We start from the raw sequence: 12273 nt of genomic DNA on the forward strand, positions 1-12273 counted from the left end.
CGGCGTCCTCGATCCCGACCCTCGGCGGTCACTCGTCGTCTCCGTCCTCGTCCGCCGGCGAGAGACGGTCGTCACCGCGCGACGGCAGCGGCGTGTCGTCGGCCCTGGAGGGATGGATGTTGAAGTTGTTGTCCCGGTAGGGATCGCTCTCCGGATCGTAGGACAGCTCACTGCGCTCGAACAAGTAGATGAAAAAGCCGATCAGCGGGATGCAGAAGGTGATCGCCGCCCACTTCCGCGGCGGCTCGAGCCCCACTCTCCCGGCGTCGTAGTAGGCCACTGCGGTCAGTCCGAGGTGCCAGGCGAGGGGGATCCCGACGATCGCGGCTAGCAGGAGAGTGCTCATACGTGGTCTACGGCCCGCGAATACTAAACGGACCGGCTGTGTGACGGGCCGTGGTCAGATACGGAGGTGTGAGCGGCTGCTGTAAACGCCACGAGATTTCCTTACAGTGTTACTCGTCAATCTAGTCGGTTAACCGGATAGATTACTACGGCACACGACCGACCCAAGTACCTCGCTTGCGACGGTAGCTTTCTCATCTGGGTTGTGGCTGTACTGGATCGCAACAAAGTCGTGTTCGTCCGTGACCTCGATGTTATCGACGAAATCACGCTCCACAGTTCCGAGCTCGTCCCGGACGGTGGTCGCGATCTCCTGTCTGTCAGCACTGGGGTCGACACGAAGATGAAACCGGACCTCGTCTCCGGAGTCGGGGACCGACCCGTAGACCTGCTGGATACCGTCGTACACGCTCGACGTTTTCGCGGACGTGGCGATAGTGTTGCACGATAGTCCTAGCGTTTCGAACGAGAATCTGACGTGCGCGGAAAGTGGCGTTCGCGCGAACGAGTCCAGAGTCTTCCCCCCGACGGGTTTCGCATCGTCATCTGTCGAAGAGACGATGAGGTCGCGTACCACTGTGGACGTCCCAAACATGAACACGGTCTCGCCCACTTTTGCTGCGCTCGTCTCACCAGCCGTGTATATCGTCTGCCCTCGGTACGATTCCGACTGGATATCCGTATCGTCTTGCGATTCAAGGACGGTGACGAGATCGTCAGCTGTCCAGTTGGCCCAAACGACCGCTCCACCAGCGTCTTTCGCTACGTCTGAACCGACGAGTAATAACGTCCCGACGGAATCTATGTCCACAGCCGTCTCTGGTATCGTATCGAACGCTTTGGTGAGTGCGTCGGGAAGATCGTCGAATTGACTCGCACTGAGTAGGGTGTGAAGTACGTTCTTCGAGATACCACTCTGCAGCACGTCGTCTACGTGAGCCATCACGAGGGGATCACTCCCAGCCGGTGCTAACATCGCTGAGAATCCCTGGGGCCCTGGAAGCTCCTCGTCTTTGTCGGATTTGAGGGCAAAAATTCCGCCGATGCCGAACCCACCGAGCCCGACGCCTGCGGCGAGTACGTTCCGGCGGGAGCGTAGATTGGGGGGCATGATTTGTAGTAGACTATGTCCTTGTAATTACTTATGGTTATTGACTTTCTAATATGGCGAGCAGTATCTGTCGTAGGAGAACCACTCACTATCAGACGCTTTGTTTTGCCACGTGGGGAACTGCAATGGGTTAGGGATCCCCCATCCAAGATCGATTTCGATATCTACAAATTCTGCCCCACCTGGGGATCCACAATCGGGATCCCACTCTGCTACACTCCCAGACTCAAACTCAGTGCTATACAGACCGGCATTACTGTCTGTACCGTTCACTTCGAATTTGTGTTTCGTCTGACCAGTAGTCTTTGTCGTTTTGTCGAGAAATTGTGCACTAGGGATGGTGACGCCACTACTGTACCCTACCGACAGCCCCGGATCTCGGGAGAGATTGAGATCGAGTGATACGGATCTAGTTTTTGTAATATCTCCAAGGTCATTTTTGGGATCATAGCTTTCGATCAGTTCGTCTGTTGGGGTTCCATTTGCCCAATGATCCCAGTCTTGGTAAATAGTGGCAGATCTATTCATCCATCCATCATAAGCTGAACCCGAGATACAGTAGTCCTCATTGTATGGGTCTTCGGAGTTACATATTTGGCGTCCGGGTTCCATCCGTACCTTTGTCCGCGCGCCTACTCGATTATTCTCGGAGTTACTTCTAGTATCGATGGTGAATTCTACATTCCCTGGCCTAGATTCGCCCCAATTGTGGGATTTCGATGGATACCTTTTGTAGATACCAGTCCCCCCCTCGTTCGACCACTCACTCCACTCGATATCATATTCTCCCGTACTCTCAGTGGTCATACTGTTGGTTGAACTACCTAATTCAGCGACTGCTTTAGCGACATACTCTCGGCCTTCTGGTGGAGTCGTTCTTCCACCCTAGTTGCATTCATCACTGTTTCCGGCTCCGTCCCCATTGTGCCTCCTTGGATGATGTACTGCTCTCTCGGCCCCTCGTTGTCAGTCGTCAGGATGTTGTATCCAAGAATCTTATCGTTAGCAAAAGCTTCGTTTGCATCGAGGAGCGCGTATTCCGCTGTTGCTGTTCCAATACGATTGTTTTCAATGAAGCGGTGCCGCATCGTCTCTACCTGCTCAGTTGCAATTGGGTTATTAACTCTACCACGCAGGGTTTCGTGGGCTACAGACCCCTCACCTTCGATATTTTCCCTTGCACCGGCAGTCGACGCGAGGCTAACTGCCCCGACGCCCAGTACTTCTAGTACAGTCCTTCGCTTCAGGGAATGGTTATTTCCGTCCATAACATACGATTATCACAGCATATTATATATTCCCACTAATAAATTAAAATGCGTATCGAAGAAACATCATTCTATGGGGCTGAATTTTATAGAATTTTACGAATATACGCTATCTGGCACTATAGTACTACCAGTAGAATCTGTGTTTTGTTTACATATTTCTATGGTGGTTATTATCCAGTTTGATCGTTCACTTGGTTAGTTTGGATTGCTGTGTATGACTATTTCTAATTGAACGTTCAATTCATATTAGTTAGAAACCTACTACAATAGTGCCCCAGCAACAATATACTATTCGAGAGTAAAACGGAAAATCGAACGCGGCTCAGTCGACCCACGGTTTTGCCCTTCGCAACGCGGTTTTCACTCCGTTCCGGACCGCGCTTCCCTCGCACGATCTGGATCAAAAGGCTCGGATTGACCGTCTACTCGCGGATCAATTCGTTCCGCGCTCGTGATTCCACGGTTCGCGGTCTGACGGACCGCCGAACCGTGCTTCAGTTGACGTCGAACTCGATCGCCGCACCCTGGCGCGACCACCTTTTGTCTCGGTCGGCTGCTACGCAGCCACCCTCGCAAAACCTGGACCAAAAGGTCCAGAACGGCCATCTCAGTTGACGTCGAACTCGATCGCCGCACCCTGGCCGAAGCCGACGCAGAGCGTCGCCAGCCCGAGGCCACCGCCGCGCTTCTGAAGCTCGTTGATTAGCGTCACCGGCAGACGAGCGCCCGAGGCACCCAGCGGGTGACCGAGCGCGATCGCGCCGCCGTTGACGTTGAAGATCTCGGGGTCGATGCCGAGTTCGTCCCGCGAGTAGATCGACTGGCTCGCGAAGGCCTCGTTGAGCTCGACCAGATCGTACTCGTCGATGTCGCGGCCGTTGCGCTCGAGCAGCCCCTTCGTCGCCGGAACCGGACCGATTCCCATGACGGTCGGGTCGACGCCGGCGACGTTGTTCTGGCCGATTTCGGCCATGATCTCGAGGTCGTGTTCCTCGGCGAAGGCCTCGCTCGTGACGAGCAGGGCGGCGGCCCCGTCGGAGATCTGGGAGGCGTTACCGGGCGTGACGGTGCCGTCCTCTTTGAAGACGGTCGGGAGTTCGGCGAGTTTCTCGGGGGTCGTGCCCGGACGAATGCCCTCGTCTTCCTCGACGGTGCCGTCCTCGGTTTCGATCGGGACAATCTCGTCGTCGAAGCGGCCCGACTCGGTCGCTTCGGTGGCCCGCTGCTGGCTGCGCGCGGCGTACTCGTCCTGTTCCTCGCGGCTGACGCCGTACTCTTCGGCGACTTTCTCGGCGGTCATCCCCATCTGGAGGTCGCCGAGGTCGTACAGGTCGGCGATCTTCGGGTGGATGTGGCCGTAGCTCTCGCCCATCGCGACGCGGCTCATGCTCTCGACGCCGCCGGCGATGATGGCGTCGCGGTTGCCGGCCGCGATGGCGTCGGAGGCGGAGATGACCGACTGCATCGAGGAGGCACACCAGCGGTTGATCGTCGTCGCCGGCACCGACTCGCCGAGTTCCGAGAGCAGGGCGATGACGCGGGCGAGGTTGTTGTCCTGCTCCTCGCGCTGCTGGGCACAGCCCCACATCAGGTCGTCGATCTCGTCGCCGGAGAGGCCGGTTTCGGCCAGAATCTCGTCGATCAGCGGCACCGAGAGATCCTCGCTGCGAACGTCGGCGTACACGCCGTCTTCTTTCCCCTGTGGCGTCCGTACTGCCTTGACCACGACTGGCGTCTGTGACATATACTACCGAATGCCCCTCACGAACTTAAATCCGGTCGAACTCTCGAGGGCGGGAAAAGCGTTTATGCGGGGCTACAGCCGCTTGCAGCCGCGCTTCGGCTCGTATCCACCGTGACGATCGCCGACCTCGGTTGGTGAAAGTGACGTTTCACCTAGCGGTGTCTCCTTAGTACGGCGCGCAGTGGTCGGAACTATGACTGATCGACGAACGCTGACCGCGGTCGCCCTCATAGCACTGCTCGTGGGCTCGGTCCTCGGGGCCGGCCTCACGGGGCTGATCGACGACCGCACCGCCGATACCGACCTCGAGCGAGAGACCAGTCCGATCGCCGGTCTGAGCGATCCCGAACTGACGACGTTCGAGTCCGACGAGGAGTTTGCCGAGTACTTCGACGACGACCGGGGGCGGACCGCCGCTCCGGGCTGGACGTCGATCGCGCCGACGACCGGTGGCAACGTGGCGCTCGAGGAACGAGAGAACCTCGAGTCGACTGCCGACGGGGCCGAAGGGGGTGCGGACGCGGCGTCGGCACCCGCATCGGGCGGCGGCGAGCCGCGTCACTCGACGACGAACGTCCAGGAAGCGGCCCTCGACGAACCGGACGCCCTGAAGACCGACGGCGAATCGGTCTACTACGCCGATCACCGGTACGCATCACGCTGGGACGAGACGTCGATCGTCGACGTGAGCGATCCCGACGCGCCCGAGGCCGTCGGATCGATCCCGCTCTCCGGTGACCTGCTGCTCGCGGGCGATACCCTCGTCGTCCTCGGCGACGAGGAAGCCGCCGGCTACGACGTGAGCGATCCCGAGTCCCCCGAGGAGCAGTGGCGCGAGGATCTCGAGGCGCGGATCGACACCGCCCGCCTGTACGACGGCGACCTCTACCTCGTCCTCGTCGACCGGCCCGGCAGCGATCCGTGTCCGATAGTGCCCTACGGCGACCGGGCCGTCGCGTGTACCGACGTGGTTCGCCCGACCGCCGACGCGGACGCGGACGCCGTCTACACCGCCGCCCGCATCGACCCCGAGACGGGAACGCTCGAGAGCGAGGCCAGCGTCGTCGGCTCGCGCTCGCTGTCGGCCACCTACGTCTCCGAGAACGGGATCTACCTCTCTTATACCCGCTCGACCGACGAGTACGAACTGCGGCGTTCGTACCTCGGGAGCGACGACGGCTCCGCGCTCCTCGACGCCGAGGCTCGCGACCGGGTGGCCGCGCTAGACGACCTCGACATCTCCCGGCGCGCCAAGGCGGTCGAACTACAGGAGATCCTCGCGGACTGGTACGACCGGATGGACGAGGACGAGCGGCGGGAGGCCCGTCGCGCGTTCGATGAGGGTCTCGGCGATCACGCCGCCGCTCACCACCGCGATCTGACGACGACCGGTATCGTCAGGATCGGTCTCGACGGGAAGCTGTCCGCCGAGGCCAGCGGCGAAGTTCCCGGGACGCCGCTCAATCAGTTCTCGATGGACGAACACGACGACCACCTCCGCATCGCGACGACGATTCCCGGAACGCACGGCGTCGACTCGGAGAACGACGTCTACGTCCTCGACGGCGACCTCGAGACGGTCGGCTCGGTGACGGGGCTGGGCGTCGACGAGCGCATCTACTCGGTCCGGTTCGAGGGCGACGAGGGGTACGTCGTCACGTTCCGCGAGATCGACCCCTTCTACACGCTCGACCTCTCCGAGCCGACGGATCCGACCGTCGACGGCGAACTCAAACTGCCGGGCTTCTCGGAGTACCTGCACCCGCTCGAGGACGACCTCGTCCTCGGAATCGGGCAGGAAGACCGCAACCCGAAGGCGACGCTGTTCGACGTGACCGATCCCGAGGACCCGATCGAACTCGACTCGGAGATCCTCGCCGGCGAGCACTACAGCGACGTCAGTCGGACGCACACCGCCTTCCTGCAGGACGAGGCTCACGGCGTGTTCTTCATGCCGGGCAGCGAGCGCAGCTACGTGTTCGACTACCAGGGCGGTGAGCTCGAGGAAGTCGCTCGCGTCGATCTCGGCGGCCGCGGCACCCGAGCGATGTACGTCGGCGACCACCTCTACGTCTTCGGCGAGGGCGAGGCGGTCGTCCTCGACGAGACGACCTGGGAGGTGGAGACGCGACTCGACCTCTGAGGACGCGGGTCGATCCCCCCGCCGCCACGGTCCGCCGCGGGGAGGGGAATCCTTTTGCCCGCCGTTTGGTAATGGCCCTCCATGGACGGCAACGAGACGGTCGATCGGTCCGACGCCGACCGCCCGGAGCGATCCGACGGGCGGGCCGGAACGGACGAACACTCGAGCGCTGACGACGCGGGAGCCACGACGGACGGCGACGAGCCCGGGACGGATGCCGACGAATCCGGGACGGGCGCGGATGGGCCTGCGATCGGCGCGGACGGCGACGAGCCCGGGACGGACGGCGACGAACGGGCGTCCGCGAGCGACGGCGACGCGTCGATGCCGGGCGTACCGGACCCCGAGCCCCAGGAGCGTGACGTCCCCGAGGACGTTCAGAAGTACGCTCGCTTCAAGAAGATGGACGGCGCGCAGTACGACCGGGTTAACGACTTCCTGCGGGATCGGACCTACATCACCGCCCGGGAGTGGGCTATCGCCCGTCTCTGCTCCGACTTCCGAACCGAGACCGGCGTCGAGATGACCAAGATCGGCGAGAACCTGCCCGACCTGGTTCCCTTCATGACCGACACCTACACGCCGCAGGCGGTGAATCAGGCCCGCTCTTCGTTCGAGGACAAGGTCCGCACCGCCGGCGCGACCTTCCTCTACGGCGCGATGTGCGACTTCTTCACCGCCGAGGAACTCGACGACGTGATGTACGAGGCCACCGAGGTCGCCAAGTTCCTGCTCGAGGTCGAGGGGGTCGATCTCTCCGTCGAGGAGGAACTCGAGGCCGAGGAGCGCATCTCGAGTGTCATGCGGGAGGTCCGCGAAGCCAGCGAGGAGCTCCGCGCCGAGGACATCACCGAGAGCGAGGGGTAGCTTCGCCGTCGGCCACCGAGCGACTGGGTCCGCTCGAGCGCCCGGTGTCGGGCGTGACCGAGCCACCGACGCGACGACTGCGAATGGAACGGGCTCTCGAGGACTGCGACTCGAACCGATCCCCAGCCGGTCGCCGACCGCCGTCCGATCTCCGACGCCGTTCGCCGCCGGTGACGAACAACGATAATATGCCTGCGGTGACTCTGTCGGAGTAGAGATGACCGGCTCTCGTGACGCGCAGTCGGATTCGGGCGACGACGGGCGACTCTCGCCCGGGCTGCTCGGGCTCGCCATCGGCGCAGTCGACGTTCCGGTGTTCGCGTACCTCGGCCTCGAGCTGTTCGACGATCCGGCGTTCGGCGCGTTCGTCGGACTCGTGATCGGTCTCGGGATATTCCTCTCGTTTCCCGCCTTCGTGGCGGACGACGACGAGCGCAGCGAGCCGCAGACGGACCCGGCGGCGGTTGGCGACCGCCTCCGTCGATTCCACCGGACGGCGGCCGGACTCGCGCTCCCGCCGGCGGGTATCCTGCTGTTCTCGTGGCGGTTCGTCTCCGAGACGCTCCTCATGGGTGCCCTCGCGACGCTCGTCATCGCGGTGGCCATTTACGTCCCGCTCGTGGTGTTGCTCCCGCGCCGCCTCGCGTGACGGCGGCCGGTGGCCTCCGTCTTCGATCCGACCGACCCGTCCGGCTCACGGTCACCTGGACTCCCGGGCACCGTTCACAGCCGCCTCTAGCTCCAGACGACGAGCCAGCATTGCGAGCGCGGCCGCACCGAGCAGCGAGCCGGCGGCGATCGCGACCGCAGTTCGGTTGGCCGCGATCCGCGCCCCGTCGTCTCGATCCGCGGCGTTCTGGTCGCTCATCGCTCGAACGGGGTACCGGCCCGACGGGTGAAACCGTTGTACCGACGCGTTCCGGTCGGTCACCGACTGACAGACTACTAGACTGGCAGACTGACAGTGATCGGACCGCCGCTCTCGCCGCTCAGAACTCGTACTGTGCGATCTCCGTCGACCCGCAGTTCGGACACTGCTCGGCCGTTCGTCCGGTCGTTACCCCGCAGTTTCGGCATTCGTAGCGCGTTCCGCTCTCACCACCGAGTCGATTCCGAACAGTCTCGAGCACCCCCATCACACCCTCGTCTACCACACCGTAACGTATTACCCTTGGTACTGGCAGCCTCCGTGTTTTAAGTGAAACCCGCCCGCTGGTCGGGACGCTGTGACTGGGCTGCTCCAACGCCCGAGTCGCGCAGACACGATTCTCACCGTCGTTCGTGACGAGTGCGAGGGTTGGGATTTGAACCCAAGGACCCCTACGGGAGCGGGTCTTAAGCCCACCGCCGTTGGCCTGCTTGGCTACCCTCGCACAGAAGGCAATCGACCGTTGTCCCGGGGTGGGGATGTGCGTTTCGGTGTGTGACTGCGAGCGGCCGCGCTCCGCCTCGAGTCCCTACCAGTCGACGCTCAGCGTTCCGTCGCCGTGCGGATCGGGGGCGATCTCCTCGTCGGTCCGACGGTCGACGACGTGGATGCAGCCGTCGCCTTTCTTCGCCGGGCAGATTTCGGCGGCGCGGACGTTGTGCTCGAGGTCCGCTTCGTCGACGAAGTACTCGTTGGGCTGCGCCATGCCCGACGCGATGGACATCTCCCAGTTGTCGCTGACTTCGGCGCACTTGCCCGCGCCGAAGCACTTGTTCGCCTCGAAGACGATCTTGTACGGTTTCTCCTCGATCGGCGGTGCGTCGCTCGAACCGACGTCGCTCGCGCGCTGGATGCCGTCGTCGCTCATATGTATTCGTTCGAGCGAGCCGTCTTTCGCGTTACGGTTGGGGGGAGCGACGGCGTGCGGGACGGGCGGGGAGTGGGATTTCGGGTCGGCCCTCCCGAACCCGGTCGTCGGTTCCGGTGCTGGTCGACTGTATCTCCCTCTCAAAAACTCCAAATACGTTTATTATCTGCATATATCTCCCTCGAGATGTGAAAAACTACGATATCTGATATACGGGTGTGGTGTAGTATAGTTTGGACAACCGTCTGATGTGAGGCCGGTTTGGAGCCGTTCCGACGACCCAGTGTTGCGGTCCGTTGATGAACGACGCTGTTCGTCCGCGGTGATCGATCTCGATTCGAGCGAGAGCGCTTACCATCGTTTCAGTCGACGGACTACCCCCGTTGGCCACCCCTCGGGACCGTGTTCGGACCCGACGGCGACGACATTGCGGGCTCTATCGATCGCTCCAATTCACCGATGGATATCCGACGGCTCCGTGACTTCGATTTCGGGAGGGACGAGACTCCGAGCGCTGAGCATGAATTCGAACGGATAGTTCACGTATGTTTATTTAAGCTGACCATCTCATATTCGACTTGTAATAAACTAAAAAGGAGTTTCTTTGGCCGTTCCCTGTGCGATTTGATTACATCCGTATGCGTGTAATGTTACCGGAACAGTTCCGACTCGAGCGACTCGATTTCGTCGAGTAACAGCCGTTCGATCTCTTCCGTGGTCGATTCGTCGACGGCCATGCGGTAAGTCGGACCGCCGATCGAGAACGCGCCGACGACCTCGCCCTCGGGGTTCGTTACGGCGGCGCCGACGGACCGATACCCGTCGATCAGTTCCTCGTCGTTGATCGCGTAGCCGCGGTCTCGGACCGCCGCGAGTTCGTCGAACAGCACCGTTTCGTCGGTCACGGTTTGGTCGGTCGTCGACGGAAGCCCCCAGCGATCGATAATCGCTCGGATGCGGGGTTCGGGCATCGATGCCAGCATGGCTTTGCCCGAGGCGCAGTTGTGCATATAAAACCGGCTCCCCGCCCGAAACGGTCCCAGTTCCGAGACCCCCCGTCGGCTCGACTCGCCGATCGCGTACTCGAGGGAGTACGCGCGGCCGTTCTCCTCGACGATGAAGTCGGCTTCGTGTCCGGTCTCCTCGGCGAGGGAGTAGACCCGTCTCCGGGCCGTCGCGTACACCGGGTTTCGGTCCCGCGCGTGCTCGCCGAACGGGAGGAACTCGAGGCCGACGTGGTAGGTGTCCCCGTCGCGGACGAGAAACCCCTCGTCGACCAGCGTGTGGAGGTGATTGTGGACGGTGCTTTTGGCTAACCCGAGGCGGTTGGCCAGCTCGCTCAGCGTGGCCCCGCCGCTGTTTCGGACCGCCCGAACGAGCGCGAGCGAGGTTTCCGTCGTCTTGACCGGCCGAGGGCGTTCGGTCGTCATGGTCCGAAGTCCCGTTCCGCCGACGCATAAGCGTTCGGAATGTGTGAACGGCATTTCGTTCGATCCGTCACCGAGCGACTCTCTTTCTCAAAATGATTACGGAACTAATGGGCGGTCGGGGCGTGGCACCCGTCTCGGTGTGCATGTTCGGCCCGATCATCGGCGGTCTCGCCGTCAGCACGCGTCCAACCGACCCCTGCTGCGGCGTCGCGTTCGGAATGTGTGAACGGCCGATCGGACGATCCCGCCCCCATCGGGGCAGGGCTCCGGATCGTATCGTCGTCGGGACCGTCTCCGGATCGTTCACGCCGTCGGAACACCGCCGCTCGAGGCGTCATCTCGATGGGTGTCGGTTCGAGCGCCGCCCGTCGAGGTGTCCCGATGACGGTGTCCTCCGGGAGCGGATCGCCGACGGCGACGTTCTCGGCGATGTCCCCGAACCGCGATTTGAACTCGTCGTTGGCGTCCTCGTGGGACGATCAGGCGCTCGCTCGAGCATGGCCGAGGCGAAACTGCTCGACCCTGACGACGCCTGACCGCAATTCGGTTACTTCATGACACCGTCCCCGGAACCTTGTAGTCGAGTATGCATTTCGGATCGCTCGATTCCAGTGATACGGTATGATTCCGCCAATTGCGAGCCGTTTCGTCGCCGACACGACCGCCTCGGGGACGTTAGAGTACGTCGCGGACTGCAACGACGACGAACTGGGCGCTATTCTCAACCTCCTCGGCGAACACTATCACGAGCGCGGCCCCGCGGACGAGGATGCCGACGAGTACTGCCGGCTGGTTACCGAACTGGCCCGCCGCGACCTCGATGGCTGTATCTCGGTCAAACCCTCCCAGATCGGGATCGACGTCGGGCCCGATGTCTTCGCGGCGAACTTCGAACGGATCGTCGAGGCCGGGGCCGACGAGGACGTGTTCGTCTGGTGTGACATGGAGGATCACACGACGACGGATACGACCTTGGACGCCGTCGAAGCGACGGCCCGCGACCACCCCCACGGCGTCGGCGTCGCCATTCAGGCGAATCTCAAACGGACGCGGGACGACCTGCGCCGACTGTCCGACGTTCCCGCCGCCGTTCGGCTGGTGAAAGGGGCCTACGACGAACCGTCGTCGGTCGCTCATCAGTCCAAGGAAGCCGTCAACGACGCCTACGAGGCCCACCTCGAGTATCTGTTCCGGGAGTTCGATCGCGGCGTCGCCGTCGGGAGCCACGACCCGCAGATGCTCGAACTCGCGACCGATCTCCACGAGGAGTACGGCACGCCCTTCGAGATTCAGATGCTCATGGGTGTTCGCGAGGACGCCCAGCGAGAACTCGCCCGGCAGGGCTACGAGGTCAACCAGTACGTTCCCTACGGCGGCAAGTGGATGCAGTACTTCTACCGGCGGATCCGCGAGCGAAAGGAGAACGCGTTGTTCGCGCTTCGGGCAGTCGTCGGCGTGTAACGAGTTCCCGCCACACCGGAGGAACGTCTCGATCTCCGTCGGAGTTCCGAACCGACCGGACCGAGCGGATGAAAAAAGTCACCGTTTGACCACTATTAGCGACGT

General features: G+C 62.1%; 13 protein-coding genes, 1 tRNA gene and 1 pseudogene. 4 read left to right on the forward strand and 11 right to left on the reverse strand.

What is annotated here, in order from left to right; all coding sequences use genetic code 11:
- Window positions 1–28: 28 nt before the first annotated feature.
- The 5 genes from BMX07_RS12300 to BMX07_RS12315 form a co-directional block, all read right to left on the reverse strand.
- Window positions 29–346 (reverse strand): hypothetical protein, encoded by a 318-nt coding sequence (locus BMX07_RS12300; protein ID WP_090618175.1) that lies wholly within the window; start codon window positions 344–346, stop codon window positions 29–31.
- Between the two features lie 129 nt (window positions 347–475).
- Window positions 476–1456, reverse strand: coding sequence for a hypothetical protein (locus BMX07_RS12305; protein ID WP_090618177.1), 981 nt, complete (start codon window positions 1454–1456; stop codon window positions 476–478).
- 48 nt (window positions 1457–1504) lie between these two features.
- On the reverse strand, window positions 1505–2263 hold the full coding sequence (locus BMX07_RS23780) for a hypothetical protein (protein WP_139210874.1): 759 nt from the start codon (window positions 2261–2263) through the stop codon (window positions 1505–1507).
- A 17-nt stretch (window positions 2264–2280) separates the two neighbouring features.
- Entirely contained in the window at window positions 2281–2724 is a 444-nt protein-coding gene (locus BMX07_RS12310) for a hypothetical protein (RefSeq protein WP_090618179.1), read from the reverse strand.
- A gap of 610 nt (window positions 2725–3334) precedes the next feature.
- Window positions 3335–4471, reverse strand: coding sequence for a thiolase family protein (locus BMX07_RS12315; protein WP_090618181.1), 1137 nt, complete (start codon window positions 4469–4471; stop codon window positions 3335–3337).
- A 193-nt stretch (window positions 4472–4664) separates the two neighbouring features.
- Here BMX07_RS12315 and BMX07_RS12320 point away from each other — a divergent pair, with 193 nt between their 5' ends.
- The 3 genes from BMX07_RS12320 to BMX07_RS12330 all read left to right on the forward strand — a co-directional run bounded on the left by BMX07_RS12320 (window position 4665) and on the right by BMX07_RS12330 (window position 8130).
- A complete protein-coding gene (locus BMX07_RS12320) occupies window positions 4665–6614 on the forward strand; it encodes a beta-propeller domain-containing protein (protein WP_090618183.1) in 1950 nt (649 codons plus the stop codon).
- Window positions 6615–6695: 81 nt separating this feature from the next.
- Window positions 6696–7481 carry a DUF5806 family protein gene (locus tag BMX07_RS12325; RefSeq protein WP_090618184.1) on the forward strand — a complete coding sequence of 262 codons (786 nt, stop codon included), beginning with the start codon at window positions 6696–6698 and terminating at the stop codon, window positions 7479–7481.
- A 217-nt stretch (window positions 7482–7698) separates the two neighbouring features.
- On the forward strand, window positions 7699–8130 hold the full coding sequence (locus BMX07_RS12330; protein ID WP_090618185.1) for a hypothetical protein: 432 nt from the start codon (window positions 7699–7701) through the stop codon (window positions 8128–8130).
- A gap of 51 nt (window positions 8131–8181) precedes the next feature.
- Here the strand turns inward: BMX07_RS12330 and BMX07_RS24450 are convergent, their stop codons facing one another.
- From BMX07_RS24450 to BMX07_RS25645, 6 genes and pseudogenes are all read right to left on the reverse strand, one after another.
- Complete coding sequence (locus BMX07_RS24450; RefSeq protein ID WP_175480135.1) at window positions 8182–8349, reverse strand: hypothetical protein; 168 nt, start codon at window positions 8347–8349, stop codon at window positions 8182–8184.
- A gap of 121 nt (window positions 8350–8470) precedes the next feature.
- Window positions 8471–8635, reverse strand: coding sequence for a hypothetical protein (locus BMX07_RS24455; RefSeq protein WP_175480110.1), 165 nt, complete (start codon window positions 8633–8635; stop codon window positions 8471–8473).
- A gap of 135 nt (window positions 8636–8770) precedes the next feature.
- Window positions 8771–8854, reverse strand: a tRNA-Leu gene (locus tag BMX07_RS12335).
- 84 nt (window positions 8855–8938) lie between these two features.
- On the reverse strand, window positions 8939–9277 hold the full coding sequence (locus BMX07_RS12340) for a ferredoxin (protein WP_090618186.1): 339 nt from the start codon (window positions 9275–9277) through the stop codon (window positions 8939–8941).
- Between the two features lie 650 nt (window positions 9278–9927).
- Entirely contained in the window at window positions 9928–10707 is a 780-nt protein-coding gene (locus BMX07_RS12345; protein ID WP_090618187.1) for an IclR family transcriptional regulator, read from the reverse strand.
- Window positions 10708–11084: 377 nt separating this feature from the next.
- Window positions 11085–11211 (reverse strand): annotated as a pseudogene (locus BMX07_RS25645) (aldehyde dehydrogenase family protein); the annotation flags it as partial.
- Between the two features lie 117 nt (window positions 11212–11328).
- On the opposite strand from BMX07_RS25645, the gene BMX07_RS12350 reads away from it, so the two are divergent.
- Window positions 11329–12168, forward strand: coding sequence for a proline dehydrogenase family protein (locus BMX07_RS12350; protein WP_090618188.1), 840 nt, complete (start codon window positions 11329–11331; stop codon window positions 12166–12168).
- Window positions 12169–12273 lie beyond the last annotated feature (105 nt).

It is taken from the genome of Natrinema salaciae (genome assembly GCF_900110865.1).
GTDB classification, from domain to species: Archaea; Halobacteriota; Halobacteria; order Halobacteriales; family Natrialbaceae; genus Natrinema; species Natrinema salaciae.

What these genes read in the sequence shown, in the direction of transcription:
- BMX07_RS12350 (WP_090618188.1), top strand. Translation starts at nt 11,329, where the DNA reads ATGATTCCGCCAATTGCGAGCCGTTTCGTCGCCGACACGACCGCCTCG.
- BMX07_RS12310 (WP_090618179.1), bottom strand. Translation starts at nt 2,724, where the DNA reads ATGGACGGAAATAACCATTCCCTGAAGCGAAGGACTGTACTAGAAGTA.
- BMX07_RS12305 (WP_090618177.1), bottom strand. Translation starts at nt 1,456, where the DNA reads ATGCCCCCCAATCTACGCTCCCGCCGGAACGTACTCGCCGCAGGCGTC.
- BMX07_RS12330 (WP_090618185.1), top strand. Translation starts at nt 7,699, where the DNA reads ATGACCGGCTCTCGTGACGCGCAGTCGGATTCGGGCGACGACGGGCGA.
- BMX07_RS12325 (WP_090618184.1), top strand. Translation starts at nt 6,696, where the DNA reads ATGGACGGCAACGAGACGGTCGATCGGTCCGACGCCGACCGCCCGGAG.
- BMX07_RS23780 (WP_139210874.1), bottom strand. Translation starts at nt 2,263, where the DNA reads ATGACCACTGAGAGTACGGGAGAATATGATATCGAGTGGAGTGAGTGG.
- BMX07_RS12300 (WP_090618175.1), bottom strand. Translation starts at nt 346, where the DNA reads ATGAGCACTCTCCTGCTAGCCGCGATCGTCGGGATCCCCCTCGCCTGG.
- BMX07_RS24450 (WP_175480135.1), bottom strand. Translation starts at nt 8,349, where the DNA reads ATGAGCGACCAGAACGCCGCGGATCGAGACGACGGGGCGCGGATCGCG.
- BMX07_RS12320 (WP_090618183.1), top strand. Translation starts at nt 4,665, where the DNA reads ATGACTGATCGACGAACGCTGACCGCGGTCGCCCTCATAGCACTGCTC.
- BMX07_RS12315 (WP_090618181.1), bottom strand. Translation starts at nt 4,471, where the DNA reads ATGTCACAGACGCCAGTCGTGGTCAAGGCAGTACGGACGCCACAGGGG.
- BMX07_RS12345 (WP_090618187.1), bottom strand. Translation starts at nt 10,707, where the DNA reads ATGACGACCGAACGCCCTCGGCCGGTCAAGACGACGGAAACCTCGCTC.
- BMX07_RS12340 (WP_090618186.1), bottom strand. Translation starts at nt 9,277, where the DNA reads ATGAGCGACGACGGCATCCAGCGCGCGAGCGACGTCGGTTCGAGCGAC.